This is a genomic window from Leifsonia poae, assembly GCF_050632865.1.
Classification (GTDB): domain Bacteria; phylum Actinomycetota; class Actinomycetes; order Actinomycetales; family Microbacteriaceae; genus Leifsonia; species Leifsonia poae_B.
In genome coordinates this window covers 390669-406237 of record NZ_JBODSA010000001.1, presented here as the reverse complement: position 1 = coordinate 406237, position 15569 = coordinate 390669, and the positions used below count along the sequence as shown (strand labels likewise).

The 15569-nt window shown below is 62.6% G+C and carries 23 protein-coding genes; 10 read left to right on the top strand and 13 right to left on the bottom strand.

Annotation, left to right across the window (positions count from 1 at the left end; genetic code table 11):
* Positions 1–9: 9 nt before the first annotated feature.
* The 3 genes from ACRAWB_RS01970 to ACRAWB_RS01960 form a co-directional block, all read right to left on the bottom strand.
* Positions 10–831, bottom strand: coding sequence for a MerR family transcriptional regulator (locus ACRAWB_RS01970; protein ID WP_431351816.1), 822 nt, complete (start codon positions 829–831; stop codon positions 10–12).
* A gap of 37 nt (positions 832–868) precedes the next feature.
* Positions 869–1726, bottom strand: coding sequence for an NADP-dependent oxidoreductase (locus tag ACRAWB_RS01965; RefSeq protein WP_431351815.1), 858 nt, complete (start codon positions 1724–1726; stop codon positions 869–871).
* Between the two features lie 118 nt (positions 1727–1844).
* Positions 1845–2159 (bottom strand): DUF5652 family protein, encoded by a 315-nt coding sequence (locus ACRAWB_RS01960; protein WP_431351814.1) that lies wholly within the window; start codon positions 2157–2159, stop codon positions 1845–1847.
* Between the two features lie 296 nt (positions 2160–2455).
* Between ACRAWB_RS01960 and ACRAWB_RS01955 the strand changes: the two genes are divergently transcribed.
* The 8 genes from ACRAWB_RS01955 (at position 2456) to ACRAWB_RS01920 (ending at position 6802) form a co-directional block, all read left to right on the top strand.
* Positions 2456–3181 (top strand): hypothetical protein, encoded by a 726-nt coding sequence (locus tag ACRAWB_RS01955; RefSeq protein ID WP_431351813.1) that lies wholly within the window; start codon positions 2456–2458, stop codon positions 3179–3181.
* 8 nt (positions 3182–3189) lie between these two features.
* Positions 3190–3504 carry a hypothetical protein gene (locus ACRAWB_RS01950; protein ID WP_431351812.1) on the top strand — a complete coding sequence of 105 codons (315 nt, stop codon included), beginning with the start codon at positions 3190–3192 and terminating at the stop codon, positions 3502–3504.
* A gap of 434 nt (positions 3505–3938) precedes the next feature.
* Complete coding sequence (locus tag ACRAWB_RS01945; RefSeq protein ID WP_431351811.1) at positions 3939–4145, top strand: hypothetical protein; 207 nt, start codon at positions 3939–3941, stop codon at positions 4143–4145.
* A 26-nt stretch (positions 4146–4171) separates the two neighbouring features.
* Positions 4172–4486, top strand: coding sequence for a helix-turn-helix domain-containing protein (locus ACRAWB_RS01940; RefSeq protein WP_431351810.1), 315 nt, complete (start codon positions 4172–4174; stop codon positions 4484–4486).
* A 71-nt stretch (positions 4487–4557) separates the two neighbouring features.
* A complete protein-coding gene (locus ACRAWB_RS01935) occupies positions 4558–4860 on the top strand; it encodes a hypothetical protein (RefSeq protein WP_431351809.1) in 303 nt (100 codons plus the stop codon).
* Between the two features lie 11 nt (positions 4861–4871).
* The gene (locus ACRAWB_RS01930) at positions 4872–5438 is read left to right on the top strand and encodes a hypothetical protein (RefSeq protein WP_431351808.1); all 567 of its coding nucleotides are present in this window, start codon (positions 4872–4874) and stop codon (positions 5436–5438) included.
* A gap of 33 nt (positions 5439–5471) precedes the next feature.
* A complete protein-coding gene (locus ACRAWB_RS01925) occupies positions 5472–6482 on the top strand; it encodes a hypothetical protein (protein ID WP_431351807.1) in 1011 nt (336 codons plus the stop codon).
* Between the two features lie 50 nt (positions 6483–6532).
* Positions 6533–6802, top strand: coding sequence for a hypothetical protein (locus tag ACRAWB_RS01920; RefSeq protein WP_431351806.1), 270 nt, complete (start codon positions 6533–6535; stop codon positions 6800–6802).
* Positions 6803–7105: 303 nt separating this feature from the next.
* Here the strand turns inward: ACRAWB_RS01920 and ACRAWB_RS01915 are convergent, their stop codons facing one another.
* Positions 7106–7822, bottom strand: a complete 717-nt coding sequence (locus tag ACRAWB_RS01915; protein ID WP_431351805.1) for a hypothetical protein — start codon at positions 7820–7822, stop codon at positions 7106–7108.
* A gap of 132 nt (positions 7823–7954) precedes the next feature.
* Here ACRAWB_RS01915 and ACRAWB_RS01910 point away from each other — a divergent pair, with 132 nt between their 5' ends.
* Positions 7955–8260 (top strand): hypothetical protein, encoded by a 306-nt coding sequence (locus ACRAWB_RS01910; RefSeq protein ID WP_431351804.1) that lies wholly within the window; start codon positions 7955–7957, stop codon positions 8258–8260.
* A 153-nt stretch (positions 8261–8413) separates the two neighbouring features.
* Here ACRAWB_RS01910 and ACRAWB_RS01905 read toward each other — a convergent pair whose 3' ends face one another.
* From ACRAWB_RS01905 to ACRAWB_RS01875, 7 genes are all read right to left on the bottom strand, one after another.
* Positions 8414–9304 carry a hypothetical protein gene (locus ACRAWB_RS01905; protein ID WP_431351803.1) on the bottom strand — a complete coding sequence of 297 codons (891 nt, stop codon included), beginning with the start codon at positions 9302–9304 and terminating at the stop codon, positions 8414–8416.
* A gap of 70 nt (positions 9305–9374) precedes the next feature.
* Complete coding sequence (locus ACRAWB_RS01900) at positions 9375–9611, bottom strand: hypothetical protein (RefSeq protein ID WP_431351802.1); 237 nt, start codon at positions 9609–9611, stop codon at positions 9375–9377.
* Positions 9611–12052, bottom strand: coding sequence for a hypothetical protein (locus ACRAWB_RS01895; protein ID WP_431351801.1), 2442 nt, complete (start codon positions 12050–12052; stop codon positions 9611–9613). Before ACRAWB_RS01895 ends, ACRAWB_RS01900 begins: the two co-directional genes overlap by 1 nt.
* Positions 12053–12117: 65 nt before the next feature.
* Positions 12118–12303 carry a hypothetical protein gene (locus tag ACRAWB_RS01890; RefSeq protein WP_431351800.1) on the bottom strand — a complete coding sequence of 62 codons (186 nt, stop codon included), beginning with the start codon at positions 12301–12303 and terminating at the stop codon, positions 12118–12120.
* Positions 12304–12356: 53 nt separating this feature from the next.
* Complete coding sequence (locus ACRAWB_RS01885) at positions 12357–12551, bottom strand: hypothetical protein (RefSeq protein WP_431351799.1); 195 nt, start codon at positions 12549–12551, stop codon at positions 12357–12359.
* Positions 12544–13341 carry a hypothetical protein gene (locus tag ACRAWB_RS01880; protein ID WP_431351798.1) on the bottom strand — a complete coding sequence of 266 codons (798 nt, stop codon included), beginning with the start codon at positions 13339–13341 and terminating at the stop codon, positions 12544–12546. The genes ACRAWB_RS01885 and ACRAWB_RS01880 overlap by 8 nt, the downstream gene beginning before the upstream one ends.
* Positions 13341–13793 (bottom strand): helix-turn-helix domain-containing protein, encoded by a 453-nt coding sequence (locus ACRAWB_RS01875; RefSeq protein WP_431351797.1) that lies wholly within the window; start codon positions 13791–13793, stop codon positions 13341–13343. The genes ACRAWB_RS01880 and ACRAWB_RS01875 overlap by 1 nt, the downstream gene beginning before the upstream one ends.
* A 257-nt stretch (positions 13794–14050) precedes the next feature.
* Between ACRAWB_RS01875 and ACRAWB_RS01870 the strand changes: the two genes are divergently transcribed.
* Positions 14051–14437, top strand: a complete 387-nt coding sequence (locus ACRAWB_RS01870; RefSeq protein ID WP_431351796.1) for a hypothetical protein — start codon at positions 14051–14053, stop codon at positions 14435–14437.
* A gap of 15 nt (positions 14438–14452) precedes the next feature.
* Here ACRAWB_RS01870 and ACRAWB_RS01865 read toward each other — a convergent pair whose 3' ends face one another.
* Together ACRAWB_RS01865 and ACRAWB_RS01860 are read right to left on the bottom strand one after the other, a co-directional pair.
* Positions 14453–14779: a hypothetical protein gene (locus tag ACRAWB_RS01865; RefSeq protein ID WP_431351795.1), complete on the bottom strand. Its 327-nt coding sequence runs from the start codon at positions 14777–14779 to the stop codon at positions 14453–14455.
* Entirely contained in the window at positions 14776–14952 is a 177-nt protein-coding gene (locus ACRAWB_RS01860) for a WhiB family transcriptional regulator (protein ID WP_431352692.1), read from the bottom strand. Before ACRAWB_RS01860 ends, ACRAWB_RS01865 begins: the two co-directional genes overlap by 4 nt.
* Between the last annotated feature and the right edge of the window lie 617 nt (positions 14953–15569).

The following is a 15569-nucleotide window of genomic DNA, read 5'->3' as shown; positions in this document are numbered from 1 at the left end:
GAGCCTGATTCAGCCGCGCTCGACCGGCACCTGGAGCTCGGTGACCCAGTCGGGCTGCGGGATGTGACCCTCGGCGTGGAGATACACCTCGCGGCTGGGTCCGGTCATCCGGTACCCGTCGGCGGTGAGCTGGTCGACGAGGGCGGACCACGTGTCGCCGATGCCCTCCATGTCGCCGCGGTGCAGGATGGTCGCGGCGGTCGGGACCCCCGGGAGCTCGACGAGTTCGTATCCGGGCCCCGGACGCGGCTCGGATTCGGCGGTGTACGAGACGTGGACGATCAGCTCCTCGCCCTCCCCCGGCTCGTACCAGAAGATGCCCGGTTCGACGATCTCGCGTCCGGCGTCGAGGAGGACCCGGTCGAGCCGTTCGATGAGCGGCCCGACGACAGGTGATACGTTCTCGGGCCCCATCCCGGGCGCGACGCCGGTCAGCGTGTAGACGACGACAGGCTCCACGGAGCGGTACTGCACTGCTTCAGACATGGTCTCTGTTCCTTCCAGAAGCCGGAGACGTCGCCGGATGCGGGCGAGCCGGGCGGTGTCGTCAGCGATCGACGCCTCGAGCTCCGCCAGCCGGGCTTCGAGGGTGTCGCGCAGGGCGGCATCCTCGTCGTCGGCGGTGAAGACCGCGGCGATGCGCTCGAGACCGACACCCAGCCGGCGCAGCTCGACGATCCGCAGCAGCCGCCGCAGCTGGTCGGGCGCGTACCGGCGGTATCCGGTCCGCTCGTCGACCCACGCCGGCTCCAGCAGCCCGATGGCGTCGTAATGCCGCAGCATCCTCACGCTCACCCGCCCGAAGGCGGCGAATTCTCCGATGGTGTACATGGTGGAAGCCACGATCGACCATGACACAGTGTGAGGGTCAAATGCGATCCGCTCGAACCAGCAGAAGTACTTTCCCATGCCGACGCCCGGGGGTGCCGGCCGTCTCGAACGCTTCTCGGCCGCGCTCCAGCGGGAACAGCGAGGCGACCTCCGCTGTCAGCCTGCGATTGGCCAGGAGGTCGTCCAACTCCGCGAGTCGCCGTGCATCGGCCGACACGACGAAGAACACCGTGCTGACCCCGTACTCGGATGCCAGCTCATCGTCCGGCGGGAACTGCAACGAGATGAGCGTTCCGTGCGGCGCGGCCGCGGCGTACATCCATCGCGGAATCCGGTCGCCGACCGCGTCGACGACGACATCGAAACCGCGCAGATCCTCGGGGTCACTGCCACGGGGCACGACGACCACCTCATCGGCACCCAGCGATCTCACGCGCTCGACGTCGTCAGCCGAAGACACCGTGGCCGTGACGTGGGCATCGGCCGCATGGCCGATCTGGGTGAGCATCGACCCGACCGCCCCGGCACCTCCGCGTACCAGGAGCCGCTGCCCCGCTGCGAGCTTCACCCGATCGTGAAGCGCCTCCCAAGCGGTGAGCGCCGGGAGGACTGCGGCCGCTGCGATCGTGGGATCGACCGAGGATGAGCGGTGCCCCATGGACGAGGCGGGGACGGCCACGAACTCCGCCGCGGCACCGTCGCGATCGAAAGGAACCAACCCGAACACGGGGTCCCCTGCCGCGAAGCCCTCGACGCCGTCACCGACCTCGGCGACGGTGCCGGCGAATTCGTGAGAGGGGATGATGGGCGTCCGGTCCACGCCGTCGGACTCCCAGGTCTCGGCCCAGGTCAGCTCGGGGGCGGTGATGGCCGCGGCTTCGACGCGGACCAGCACCTCTCCTCGCCCCGGGCGCGGGCGCGGGGCGTTCTCGACCACCAGCTTCTCCGGGCCACCCCGCTCGTGTGCTCGGAGCGCTGTCATCTCCGTCGTGTCATCCATCCCGATCTCGCCCTCAGGGACCGAGCGGCCCTCGGGGCTCGTCCCCGTGGCCGCCCTGTGCCGGCTCTCCGGTGGCGGAGAGGATGGCCTCCTCGTCGCGCCGGAGGCCGGGGCGGCGGCGGTCCACCGCGAAGAGGTACACGGCGTCGAGGGCGCCCATCGTGTTGCTCAGCAGCAGGGCGACGAACCACGGCACGCTGCCGTTGCGGGCGGCACGCCAGAGCGACACACCTTTCCACGCCAGGCTCCACCCGATCACGCCCACGAAGAGGGCGCGTCGGGACGGCGGGATGTCGGCCATCCGGAAGCGGGTTGTCTTGTCTTTCATGCGTCCATTGCAGCGCCGGGATGGGGACGGCGACAAGGGTCCAATCTGAGCGGGCGCCACCACACCAATCCCTCAGAGGTGCGCCATGCGGGGATGGCTGTGGCCGGTCCGTCTTGCATGCATACCGTCGAGCGCTGCGTCATGGTCGCTAGCGGCCTGCGTCCTAACCAGTGGAGGGCAACGTGCCCGCCCGGTAGTGGACTGGGACCGTTCCGGCTCGCCGGGTGACGGGCATGGGTCCACTTCGTTCTGTTCATGAACGAAAGGGGACCTCCATGCGGAAGTCTCGTGTCTTAGTGTCTGCAACCGCGCTGGTTGCCGCCTGCCTTGTCGGTGCAACCCTCACCGGTGCCGCGGCGCCAGAGCTGGGTTCTGCAAACTTAAGCAAGGTCGATGCTGACCTCCAGGGCTTTGCTGTGGTGGCCGGCGGCGAGGTGTACAACGCCGACTTTCAGCCCGTGGCAACGATCGATGAATACGTGAAGCAGTACGCCAAAGCAGGTGTCGCTATCCCCCTCTCGGAGGCGAACGAGACCAAGACGACGGACGGCCTTGCGCCGATCCAGACTCTCGGGACCGTCGATCTCTTTGGGAGCAAGGGGCTGAGTGTTGGCAACCGGATCAAGATGGAGACGTCGGGGTGTGTGGGTCAGGACAAGAACCGCAGCCTTCAGCGCTTCAACCGGACGGCAAAAGGTGGTGCCCCGCGTGGCATCGCTGATCTGCGGTGTGGAGTTGCGGGCCCGACCGGGTGGGGATGGCGGCACATCACGTCGGGCCATGCCGGAGACTACGGGCGTATCGCATCGCTGATGGGCAAATCGTGGGACAGCTACGCCAAGTGGTGCCTGGGACAGACGCTCGGAGTTCCGTCGTCAGCTGCATACCAAGCGGGCAACAGCACGTACGTTTATCACACGCCCATCCAGATTTGGAAGAGCGGCCGTCTCTACAAGACGTACACGAACCACGTCTCCGTGAGTAAGGGCGACTTCAGGATCATCACCGAATACTTCAGTTAGGGGAATGAATGAGAAGCAGCCTTGACCAGTTCTACGAGTACCTGGAGCACTGGGGCGACCCCGTCCAGGAAATCGATCGAGCCAGCGACACCGTTCTCGTGAAAGCACGAAACGGCCGAATTGTGTCGCTACAGGTCACGGCGGCAAGCGTGTCTCGGATGGCGTCGAGAACCGAGCTCGAATGGATGGGAGGGGCATCCGACGCTGAGCGCAGTTTCGGCCTGTTCATGATCCATCTCGATGAAACGATCAACTCGTTCGGCAATCAGGAGTACCTTCGGTTCGCGCTCAACGACGATGGAGGCCCCGAACCTGTTGAGTAGCCGCAGCAGCTAGTGCACCCCCGAGCGAATGCATTCAGGGGTTCGCCCTTCTGTACCCGCGGTTTATCTCTGTCAGGCTGCGCCCCACCCACTAGACAGCAGCGAGTAACGAAAAAGCCGGTCGGCATGTGGTCGCTTTGCGACCTTCATGCCCACCGGCTCTTTTCGTTACGTCGGGCTGACAGGATTTGAACCTGCGACCCCTTGACCCCCAGACATAGCACCCGTGTCGGGCCTAGGTGGATGAAGTCGGGAAACCCGCGGAATTTCGTCCGTTTCCACCATTTCTCAATCACCGAAAGTCCCCCGCATCGGGTCTGGTCGGGTCACGTTGGCAGCAGTTTGCACACAGGTAGGTGCACAGGATGGGGCGGCCTGACGCGTTTACCGAACCTCGCGTGCACCGCGGCGGAGAGTGGTGTTAGCGTCCAGCCATGCAAGACCCGGACTACTTCCTTCCGGTAGCGGCAGCCCTGAAAGCTGGCATTTCCGAAGTTGAGATACACGCTGCGATCAATCGCGGCGAGTTGCGAGCCGTGGTCTATCGCGGCGATGTCCGGATCCCCGCTGCATCGTTCTGGGAATTCGCGCGACGCCTGGCGTCGAACACTGAAGCTCCCTCCGATTCGGAACAGAGCTAGCAACCTCGCGCCGCTACTCTCGCGCTATGTACATCACAGAGGAACGCCTGCGACAGATCATCCGTGAGGAATTGCAAGCCGCTCTCCGACCCGCGGACGAAGAGCCAATGGGAGTGCAAGAACTAGCAGATCACTTGGGCCTCTCCGCGTACACGGTCAGTCGCAAAGCAATCACCGGGGACCTGCCCGCTTTCAAAGTCGGAAAAACCTGGCGCTTTTACCTCAGCGACGTGCGCGCAGCCCTCACCGCTCCCTCAGTGATCGACCCTTGGCAGAGGTCACCGCGGTCGGTCGCGGCGCACAAGGCAGCAGCCACGCGCAAGCGCAACGGCAATTTGTGAAGGAGTACGCGGCGCAAGAAACGGTGCTCGCACGGATGGCCGATAAGTGAGCATCGCTCTACTATTCCGCCATGAAAGAAGCACTCCGCCGGAACCCAGCCGGCATGCTCCTACTAGTAACAGGAGTTCTCGCAGCCCTCACTGGCAGCATCGTATGGATCGCCGGAGCGAACCAACTGAGCCATGACACCGTTGCCAACACCTATTCGCAAGCCCTCGTAGGATTCGACACCGGGAACGTCGGTGGAGACTGGTGGACGATCGGGACGGGGATCGGGCTGGTGGCCCTTGGCGTTCTATTACTCGTCGGTGCGGCGATTACCTGGGCCATTGTCGCAAGTGGTCGCGCAGCCGACGCGCAGCCTGCACAGTGACTGGCAAATAGATGAACTCGTGGATAGCGCTGCTGAAAGATTCCTTGCCCGACGGTGAAGAGATCTTGGGCGAAGCGGTTGAAGCGGATCTGCGTGCAGGTGAGGACGCTTGGCATCACGGCGCGATGGGAGTCGGGCTGCGCAATATCTACTTCACGGGGGAAGTTGGTTTCGCTCGCGTGGAGCTGACTGAACCAATCCTCGCGCTAACGGTCCTCGAGGAAGCGGGCACCTATACGCGGTTCCTGCTCAGACCCGGAGGTAATGAGTACCGCGCCGCCTCAACAGACACGGCAACATTGCAGCGGTCAGTTGACGAAGCCCTCGAACTTGAGCTTGTCCAGATTTCTGACGAGCGGTGGTCAATGCGAACTCACGCGTACTGGAATGGATCGAGCAGACGCGCTGGCTTCATTGAGAAGCGGACGGAAGGTACGGAGGCGCACTACTACGTCGTGTCACACGAATACATCCGCCCTGACGAAGATTCGCTTCCCTCAGGTCCGTGGGAATCAGCCGATATCGCATTCTCGCGCTTTCGGGAGTGGCGCGCCAATCTGCTGGCCGAGCGTCGCTAAAGCGAATCTGCCCTCACCGTTATCCTTCGAAGCGTGATCTTCACCTCGTGCGTTACACTGCTGGCGTTTGAGCTTCTGCGCGACGCGGCAACCCCTGCGCCAGCAAACACCGAGAACGCCGCCGGAACAGATCCCACAGCATGGATTGCCTTGTCGCTTTCGGTGGTGGCGATTCTCAGCCAGGTGTTCCTTAGGTATCTCGATGGCGGTCGGGTCCGCGTGCTCCTACGCAGTGCCCTCTGGGACAGACCCGATGGCGCTCTATGGACGGTCGAGACCGGGCGTTGGCGAATCCAGCCAGCCAACTTTGAGCGATTGGACGCACCGTTCTCGGCGGATTACGCGGTCGAGCTAGCGCAGGTCGTTGTGGAGAACAAGGGTCGTCACGCGGTCACGGTGGCGGATGTTGGTCTCGAGTGGAGGGGGCGGATTCCGGGCAAACTGAGGTCGGTTCGCCATCACGTTGTGCCTCGCGCCTTCGAACTCCCGGGCCACGGCCACGGCGACTACGTCGCGAAGCAACCCGTTCGAATTGAGCCAGCGGATCGAGTGTCGTTCCTGTTCGACTATTGGAATGTTTTCCCGCCAGGGCGCAAATCAACTCATGGGATCAGAATTGTGAGAGCTTCGGCCAAGATTGCTGGCCGCCGGCGCCGCACTCTATCCTCGCGCCGCTTCGCATGGAAGATAGCGGATCACGATGTCTCCGCCGTGGCCGGACGAATCCAACTGCGGCTCGGAGTTGTGGTTGGTCGCGTACTCGCCCGGATGGATCCTGATGGGTCCGGGATACCTCGCATGTTCGATCTGCATCTCTCGAAGGAGATCGGCCGTCACGGATGGCCCACCGAAGCTCAAGCCAAGCGCGACTTGATCAAGCGTGCCGTCGAAGGCACGCCCGACGCTGCTCTGATGGACAAGGCCAAGCTGCTGTCGTTTCAGTTCGCGTTAAGAGACGAGATAGATCGCTACAGGTCCCACATAGATTGGCCCGAGTGCGTTACGCCTGCCGCCAGCCAGGAGACCGACGGCGCGGTGCAATAGAGAAGAGGTTCGACGCTCCGCGTGATTCGAACATATGTTCTAATGATCCTGTGACACGACCGAAGCCAATCCGCTATGACACGGACACCTGGCTGGTGATGCGCGACGACCGCGTTATCCCGAAGGCCGTGATACGCCGCTACACCGACAAGTACGGCAAGGACCAGTACCTACTGATCCGGTGGGATCTTGACCCTGCACAGCGTCGACTCATGGCTGTATGCGAATCACTCGAGCGGGCCGACGACCTCGTGAGGTACGACAACAACACAACAGCCGGGTACTGGGACGGGCCACCGAACCCACATCCGGCAGGCTAACTAGCGATCGATATTCGGCCGGAGCTGCGCACGGTGATCGGTCTGAGAACCGGCGAGAACCGTGCGAAGAATGTCGCTGGCCTTTGGCATCATCGACGGCATGGATTGGTTGGGGCCTACAGCCGCAGGGTTGACCGCACTTGCGGGACTGATTACAGCTTTCGGCCTGCCTCCCAGGTCGACCTATTTCTCATGGTGCTAGCCCTGGCGGCTTCATTGCTTTGGATTGTCGGGGCGGTATTTTCGGCGCGACGCGCGAACCGCGCTACACAGCCAGTGACGAGCCGCGGGAATGACCAAGCGTTAGCTGGAGGGCGTCTCAATGAAGTGGAGTAAAGAGCGCCCCAGCTCGGTTGTGTGACACGAGAGCGCCCCGTCGACACTCATTGTCGACTGCGAGGGGATCTGCGCTAATCCATTGTCATTGAGAAAGCGACTAACGATTCTCGTGAGATCTGCCCATCCCGGTTGATTCAGATAGACCCACTCACCGATTAGCGACGACAATGATATTCCCGGGTTCAGTGCGTGCGGTAGGCGGGACGGGTCGTCGTCCACCTTCGCGATGAAGGCGCGAGGATCGTCTAGAAACTTGAGGGCGCGCACATGTGAATCGTCCATTTCGGTCACCCAGGCAAGCATCTGACGCCGCATGGCCTTGTTGACCGGAGACCAGTCCCCCATCTGCGCGGCAGCTCGAGCCAATCGCAGTCGGTGCTCTTGCGACTCCGATTCGGCTGCGAAGCGCGCGGTCTTCTCGTACGCAGCCATGAACTCGTCCGAATTCAGCACCGCCTCGGCTGACCACCCGTCAGCCTCTCTGAGCAAGTCCTCCAAGGTCTTCGCCAGCATGACGTTGTATTCATGCTGACGCTGCTGCTGGCGTGACGCCAGCAGGCCGGAGGCAATTTCGACTACGGGGCCTCCGACGATCGGGATGGTCGTGAGACTCGCAAACCCCACCGCGAGCGCGGCGTCCTGAGTTGGGTCGTGCGGCGGAACAAATTCTTGTAGGCCCATCGGCCCACACTAACGAGGGACCGGCATTCTTAGGGCTCATGCGGTCGTTGCCCGTGCGAAACCCGCGCGGGGGATGGGCGCGTGAGCCTCAACCGGGTGACAACCGCATCACCTTGCGGGCAATCTGTCTGCATGAGCAACCCGAATACGCGGCGGCTGGTAGGGCACGTCCTGGTCGACGCCATGACTTCGATCGATCCTGAGGCCGAAATGGGCGCCAACCTGGGCGCAATCAACCTCGCGTTACAACGGTTGAAGGACATTGGCGCTGCGGATCTTACTTACAACGAAGAATCAGGGGTCCAATATGACGCCACGAACATCGTGGTACCAGCGCTCATGGCTATGGTATGGCTGTCCTCAAGGCTAGCGTCCGTCACCGGTACCAGCGAGGAAGAGATATACGTGCAGCTTCGAGAGAGCTTCGACCAGGCTTGAGACACCGGCCGCTCGCAAGACAGCCTCAGTCCGGCCAGGCGCTTAGGGACGACGGCGGGCATTCCGTCCATACCCAGCCGGGACTGAGGTCGCCTTCACGTGGAAGCTATACCTGGCTGCGAGTGGTCCGACAGGTAGTGCTCGGTGAATTCCCTATACCGCGTCCGGGTGCTGCACCCAGGAGTCACCGATGAGCATCCCAGGAGGCTGGATCGCGGAAGGGTCGTTCGTGGACCGCCACTCAACCGGCCCGTTCGGGATGGACGGGCGGGGCGGCCACGTATGCGTGGACGAGTTGTACCCAACACTGCCCGTGTTCGGGGTGGCCGAGGTGAGACCCGCGATGTTGGTTTGTACGAACGCCGTTGTAGCAATACGGGTGTTGTTATCGCTGGCAGGCGGGGTGGGGGCTGTCGGGGTTCCCGTGAGCGCCGCATTATCGAGCGATACCGTTCCGCCGCCGCTATTCGGGAGGACGAGATTGAGGCGCTTACTTGGCGCCGTCCCTGTGATGCTCGCGGATGGCGTCGAACCGCTGGTGACCGTACCGATGGTGAGGTCGGTGACCGGGCCGGGAGGTCCCTGCACGATCGCAGTACCGCTCGAGCTGGCGATGGGTGCCGACCTTGTGAGATCGGTGAACGTGCTGGGATCGCTGGCCGTCGACGCGGGCACCTTGATGTCGAACTTGCGTCGGTCGACAACGCCACCCGAATACGAAACGTTCAACTGCACCGTGTAGCTGAAGTCGGTTGGATTCGTGTTCGTGTCATCCGTGGCGACCAGCCACACACCCTGCTGACCGTTGAACGTCAGATACCCGGACGAGTCGAGGGTTGCGGTGATGGGCTGCAATTCATAGGTGAACGGATCCGGGTTGCCGTTCGCCACAAGAACCTGCGCGACAGATGGTGTCAGCGTAACGGTGCCAGTGGGCACCACACCGTCAGGAAGGACATCAGCATCGATCCCGTCACCGACCGCGACAAGGTAACGGCCGACGACTTTGCCGTACGACGGTGGAGTTGGAGAGAAAGTGGCCATCGGCTACCTTTCGGGCACTAAAAAACCGCCCGTAGGCGGTGGGGTTTGCTGCGTTGGTTGCTGGGTTGTCTCAGGGACCGATTGGCAGGATGATCGGCTTGCTGGCCCTGCCGTCGACCATGAGCGCGTTTGCGGGACCGAGGGAGTAGGTAGCACCTGCGATCGAGACCCCGGGCACGTCGGTGCCCCCTTCGACCGTCACGAGCAGCGGGGACACCTGCGTGACTGTGCATGGGGCGAGGAAGACGTGCGCCCGCTGGTTTTGCGGGTCAGTGAGTTCGAAAACGAACGGATTCCTCTGCGACATCAGAACATCCTTCCGGCTCGTAATTGGGTGGCGGCTTGTCTGAAGAGCTCCCTGCCGCCCTGCTCCACACGCACGTCAATGAACTTGGTCAAATCGACTCCGTTGGAGCTGACGTACACGTTGACCGGGGCCTGCGACGCGCTTGCGCCCGCCTGCCGGTTAGCGATCTGCGCGATCTGCATCGGGCGCGCACCGCTGTTGATGGCCTTCAACAACACGCGGTTGTTGGAGGCCTGCCCGTAGCGGTTAGAAATGATCTCCTCCAAGGGGGCCAGCATTGCCGGCACTGAGTCCACCCATGAGGCGCCAGAACCAGGGACCGTCAGGCCAGTTGCGGCGTGCAGCGGGATGGTGCCGCCGTCGCGGAAGCCGACGTTGCCGCGACCCGGTGCGCCGGCAGGAGCGTTCACCACAGCGTCCACGAATACGGTCTTGCCGTGGAGGTTGTTGATCCACTGCTGCAACCCGATGACCTTGTTTCTGGCGTCGTCCACACCGGTGACCTGGACGGCAGTCGCCACGTTCTTGGGAATGAGCCCGTACTGATCGGCCAAGGCGTTAGCCTGCTCGGCGGTCGCGCCCATCTTGATGGCGGTGTCAATGAAGCCCTGACGGGCCGCCGCCATCGTTGCGGTCAGCTGGTCCGTTGAGGCACCAGTCTTCGACTGCGCAGCAACCAAGCCGATGCCGGAACTTGCGATACTGTCCAAAGCTCGCTGGTTCTCGCGGCCCTTCTGCGTATTCAAATCGAGCGTTGCGCCGTTCTGCGCAAGGGCGGCCGACGCGTCTGCGAGGGACTGCTGGTACTGGATGTTCGCCGTGGACGCGTCCAGGTTCACCTGGCCGAGGCCGCGCAACTGCTGCGCCAACTTGTCTGTTGCATCCGCAGTTGCGTCGGTTGCGGTCCTCAACGCGGTAATCAGGTCAGTGCTTGTAGCGGTGTCGCTGTTCGCCTTCCCGATGGCGCTGCTGAGTTGGCGGGACTTGTTGATCTGATCCTGAATCTGCGAGTTTTCCGCCCCAGTCACCTGGGCCAGCAGGGTCGAAGCGTCGAGGCGCTGCTGTTCGGCCTTGGTGAGGCCACCGTGCGCCGCCTGTAGTTGACGGGTCTTGTCCTGAACGTCACTGATAGCGGCGCTGAGCAACTTCTTGGCAGCAACGTCGCCAAGGGTGGCGTCTACGACCGCCTGCGTTGAGACGCCGATCTTGCGTGCCGCGTCCAACGCGTTCTCGTCCTGCAACCGCTTAGCCGCGGTCGCGCGCACATTCGCGCCAATCGCATCGTTGTCCTGCCTCAACGCTGCCGCATAATCAGCAGCCGCCTGAGTCGCCTCCTGCGACGCCTGCGCGTTCACCGACAGCACCGCGGCCAGCGCCGAGACTCCCGCCGTAACCCAGCCGATGGGACCTGTGGCCAGTTGCGTCGCGACGCCTACCGCGCCGATGGACGAAGCCACAGTCGACAAGATGGGCTGAATCAGACCCCATAGCTTGAACGCCGCGAACGCCGCCCCGGCCGCAGCAGCCACATCCATAATCACCGGCAGGGGGATCGCGTTAATCGCTTGCCCAACGAGGGTGAGCGCCTGCACAACAACGGTTCCGATCGGTGCCAAGGCTGCCACGATATGGAGAGCGGCCGTGGCCACGGAGCCGAGAGCATCGGCCACGATCGGCAGTTGGGTGATGGCGTAGTTGGCGAACTGCTGAAGGCCGCCATTCTGTGTCCACGTCTGGAAGCCTCGAGCGAGATCGAGAACGTATTTCGACGCCTGCACGAAAACGGGGTTGAGGATGCGGAGGGCGTTCAGCACACCCGTGAGGGCAGCATTCCCGGCCACCCCCAGAATCTGGCTGAACGTGCGAATCTGCTCGTTCAGAATCGGCAGAACCGTGTTGATCTGGGAGATGGCTTGCTTGAAAGATCCGAGCAGGGCGTTAGCGGCGGTGTTCGCGAGGGAGTCGAGCACCGACTTGAGTTGGATTAGTCCGTTCTTCCACTCGCCACCTGCGGCGGTGCCGTCCCTCATCGCCTTGATGAGTCCGTAGATAGCGAGGCCGCCAGCGGCACCCATGCCCGCGAGAGCACCGGTCACACCGATGGCGTACCCGGCAAGCGGGGCCAGCAGAGGGATGAGGGCAGCAATCGCGGCAGCGATCAACTGCCACCGTTGAATGCCTGCCCCGTTCGCGCTGTTCAGGGCCCCCTGTGCGACTGCCAACCGCCGCGTGGATCCGTCCAAGCGGTTCGCAGCTGCGTCCACTGCAGCGAGCTTTGAAATCGCGTCGCCGGCCTGAACGTCAACGTCGATGTTCGGGTCAACGCTGCCGAGCTTGCGCGCCGCAGCGTCAGCCGCGGCAAGCTTCGACATGAAGTCGGAACTGTCGAGAATCAGCTCTGCCCGGATACTGCCAGCAGTAGTTGGCCCGTCTGCGCCCACGTGGAGTTGTCCTTTAAACGACGAAAGCCCCGTCAGGGGCTAAGAGAGTGGAGTCGGATGGAACGTCAGAGTCGAAGCGCGTGCGCTACCGCGTCGCGAACCTGGGAACTGATCGCGGCAATCCGGTCAGCTTCGTTCGCGACGTCTCGACCCAGAAGGTTGTCGAGATCGCCCGCCTGCTCCGCGTTGAACGCCTCCGCAGGGGTAGCGGACTCCAACCACGCAAGCTTCTCGAGCTGAGCCGGCGTCATATCCCGCCGCTTCGACTCAAACAGCGTTGATCCGTATGCGCTGCCCGCGGAACTCATCTGCGCGAACGAAGTGAAACCGTACGCCTCGGCAAGGAGGCGATCTGGGGAGCCCCCACGTGAGCATCATGCGCTTTCTCCTCCTCGGTCTTGCCCCCGAGGTATTGCGCCAGCTCGCCAGCGCCCATGGCTGCGTTGATCTGCTCCGGAGACGCCGCCTTCACCCAAGCTTCGTCGCGCTGCTCAACCATTCAAAGCCTCCTCACGAGAAATCCGCTCAAGACGGTCCCGCTTCACAATCTCCGGCGAGAACGCGTTGGATTGGTCCGTGACAATCAGCCCGCCATCGGCAGTACGGAAGAACACGGCGTCGTCAGGGATACCCGCCGCCTCGTGGTCGACCGATCCGACCTCCGCACGGAGACGTTCGATATCGCTGTACCCGTAACCCTTCTCATCGAAGTAGTAGCGGCTGTCCCGACGCTCGGCTCCCAACCCAACAAGAAGGCCGGTCAGGTAGGCGCCGGGGTAGACGCGCTTTAGCTTCCGGTTCCCGGCCTGCAACTCGAAGTCGGCTCCCAACGGACCGAGACCCAAGCCTGCATCAGCGTCGGAAGGGACCAGCTTCGTCGGGGATATCTCCGCCACCCCGAGCTGCCGCAAGCGATCCTGCCATCCGGAGATCTTTTCGTTTCTCGCCTTGAACGCCTCGGCAAAAGAAACGGCGGCCGACTCAGCAATGTCGAGCAGCTTCGAGAACTCATCACCGGAGGCCAACGAATAGGAGTCGATCTCCTTGCGAAGCTTCGCCAACTCCCCGAATCGGACCTCCTGGTCGTGGCGCTCCTTCGCGCGACGCAGCCGAATGATCTCGGCCTCTGCATATCGGAGCACCGCTTCCTGGGACTCCACTGCGTCCCAGGACGTGCCATCGCTGGCGAAGTACGCCTCTCGAAGCCGTTCCAACTCGCGCTGAGCAACCTCGAGCGCTTCCCGAGCCGCTGTCACGTCGTCTTCGGTGACCTTTTCGACTTTGGCCATCAGGCCCCCTCTTTGTAGTTTTCCAATGCTTCTCGCGTGAAGACGTACGAATGCCCTGACTTCAGCCCCTGCAACCGTCCGCTCTGCGCCAGGCGGCGAACCGTACGAGCTGTCACCCCCAGCTCAACGGCAACCTCGTCAGAACAGAGATACGCCGAAGCCAGGGCGTTACTGGCAGACACCGCTGAAGAGAAGCCATCGACCTCAGCCGCTGTATTAATTTTACTGTTATCCATAACGGGCTGTCCGGGAACGGACATCAGCGCATCCAAGAGCTCCAGCACATCCGACGCATACTCACCGACGCTCCGCGCACGCCGCATCTGCTGCAAATCCGCCAACAACACCCTCTTCACCCACGGCGCTAAACGCGAGCGAATGTACAGCGACCCGTCGGGCTGCAACAGCACATTCAGCCGGCGCGCGTCCGCCTCAGTGCCACTCTCAGCCACGCTGCACCCACACATTCGCTAGGGTGCGGAGCATGCAACAATGCATAGCCTTCTGGCCGGGAATTTGCGCCACATACCAGGACACGTTCCCCTTCTGGGAGGTGTTCGCAAGTGTGCTCGTGACGGGCACGGTCACCTGGGTAACAGTCCTCGCAGCTACTCGCAGCGCAGAACGTGCAACGCGGAAATCAATCGAGCACGCAGACCGCTTGGCCTTGGTAGCAGAGCGCCGCTCCGAAGGAGCAGCGTTGCTTCGAATGATCGACACTGCCATCAGGCGCTTCGGACCAAAACCGAACCGGAAAGCAAGACGCGAATATGACCAGGCGACGCTCGAGGCCGCCCGCCTCGTCGGCTCCAGTCGAAATATGGCGGGGAGGGACCTTTTCGAGGTCGTCAAGTTCCACACCGAGCGGATTCCCAAAGCGATGGATTCTGACACCCCAGGCAAAGCCGTAACCGAAGCTATCCTCGCGCAGGAATGGCTATCAAACATGGTGCGTTCGTGGATGGACGACCCCACCGAGTACCAAGAGGAAATACTCGAAGAGGCAGAGATAGTACGCAAGGAACGCAACGAGAAAACGCGCCGACTAATAGACCAGCTTCTGGCCAACGCCTCTAAGAACGACACAGGGCACTGACGACCGCCCCAACCGCTACGCATCCAGCCACCCGTCCGACTCCGGATCGTGACCAAACACATCTTTCTCAAGCCCGATAGCCTCAAGCTTTCCCAATTTGTCGTCCAAGAACGCGACAGCGTTGCTTTGACCGGCGAGCAACAAAAGCAGTTCCGCATAGTCCTGAACCAACAACTGCAACATCGCCCGCCGAACCTCGCCAGCATCCGGGAACCCATCAGGCCACGTGTTCAACTCCTCGATATGCAAACCATCCGGATCCTCAACCAAACTGCGAATAGCCCGCATCATCACCGCAAGAGCCTCACGGCCCACCCGCATCCGGTCCTCTTCATCACTCACCGATCCCACCTCTCTCCCGCCCAGACACCAGCCTTCGGCTTCGCAACCCGCGCGTAATTCAGACACAACCCAAACAACGGACACATCAAACACAGCTCACGAACATGAGCCGGATCCGTATCGTCATCCGTGAACTCATCGCGACCACGGCACAACGGCCGAACACGATCCATCCCCGCCACCAAAGCCGCATAAGCGTCATCCCCCGCCGAACTAGCCACGCAACACCACCACGTCCCCCTCCAACTCCCGCAAACGAATCCGCCTCCGCGCCGACTCATCCCGCAACTCGTACACGTATGCCTCCATCGCATCCGCTGCTGAGGCATCCACCGCCCGCACCCGCTCCAACGCCTCACGCCACGAACGCCCAGCCGCATCCCTACGCCGCGTCATCGCGCACCCCGAAAACTAGATTTCAGAAAACCCACACGTACCGAACGGCAAGTGACCGGGGCCTCGCGTTCTGAGAAAAGGGGGCTAGGGCGGGGGTGTCAGCGGTTCTCGCACGCGCGTATCCCCGCAGTGCCGGCCAACCCGCCACGCGCCACGCACTTGACACCACGACATGTGCCCGCGCTCCGATGCCAGTAAACACAAGGGCAGTAGGCACCCTGTGTGCACCCCTGTGTGCATGGGTACGCGCGTGCGGGGCGTTTCCGCCAATCGACCACGCGACGCTGACAGGCCCCGCACCACTCCCCCATCTCACGCGCGCGGGGTTTCGCCACATTGGCCCGATGACGCGGGCGGACCGATCACGACTCCGGTTGGTGGTCATGCGGTTCTC

Bases quoted from the DNA above. Each gene is read 5' to 3' on its own strand.
- ACRAWB_RS01970 (WP_431351816.1), bottom strand. From the start codon at position 831: ATGTACACCATCGGAGAATTCGCCGCCTTCGGGCGGGTGAGCGTGAGG.
- ACRAWB_RS01960 (WP_431351814.1), bottom strand. From the start codon at position 2,159: ATGAAAGACAAGACAACCCGCTTCCGGATGGCCGACATCCCGCCGTCC.
- ACRAWB_RS01950 (WP_431351812.1), top strand. From the start codon at position 3,190: ATGAGAAGCAGCCTTGACCAGTTCTACGAGTACCTGGAGCACTGGGGC.
- ACRAWB_RS01945 (WP_431351811.1), top strand. From the start codon at position 3,939: ATGCAAGACCCGGACTACTTCCTTCCGGTAGCGGCAGCCCTGAAAGCT.
- ACRAWB_RS01940 (WP_431351810.1), top strand. From the start codon at position 4,172: ATGTACATCACAGAGGAACGCCTGCGACAGATCATCCGTGAGGAATTG.
- ACRAWB_RS01935 (WP_431351809.1), top strand. From the start codon at position 4,558: ATGAAAGAAGCACTCCGCCGGAACCCAGCCGGCATGCTCCTACTAGTA.
- ACRAWB_RS01930 (WP_431351808.1), top strand. From the start codon at position 4,872: ATGAACTCGTGGATAGCGCTGCTGAAAGATTCCTTGCCCGACGGTGAA.
- ACRAWB_RS01915 (WP_431351805.1), bottom strand. From the start codon at position 7,822: ATGGGCCTACAAGAATTTGTTCCGCCGCACGACCCAACTCAGGACGCC.
- ACRAWB_RS01910 (WP_431351804.1), top strand. From the start codon at position 7,955: ATGAGCAACCCGAATACGCGGCGGCTGGTAGGGCACGTCCTGGTCGAC.
- ACRAWB_RS01905 (WP_431351803.1), bottom strand. From the start codon at position 9,304: ATGGCCACTTTCTCTCCAACTCCACCGTCGTACGGCAAAGTCGTCGGC.
- ACRAWB_RS01900 (WP_431351802.1), bottom strand. From the start codon at position 9,611: ATGTCGCAGAGGAATCCGTTCGTTTTCGAACTCACTGACCCGCAAAAC.
- ACRAWB_RS01890 (WP_431351800.1), bottom strand. From the start codon at position 12,303: ATGACGCCGGCTCAGCTCGAGAAGCTTGCGTGGTTGGAGTCCGCTACC.
- ACRAWB_RS01885 (WP_431351799.1), bottom strand. From the start codon at position 12,551: ATGGTTGAGCAGCGCGACGAAGCTTGGGTGAAGGCGGCGTCTCCGGAG.
- ACRAWB_RS01880 (WP_431351798.1), bottom strand. From the start codon at position 13,341: ATGGCCAAAGTCGAAAAGGTCACCGAAGACGACGTGACAGCGGCTCGG.
- ACRAWB_RS01870 (WP_431351796.1), top strand. From the start codon at position 14,051: ATGATCGACACTGCCATCAGGCGCTTCGGACCAAAACCGAACCGGAAA.
- ACRAWB_RS01860 (WP_431352692.1), bottom strand. From the start codon at position 14,952: ATGGATCGTGTTCGGCCGTTGTGCCGTGGTCGCGATGAGTTCACGGAT.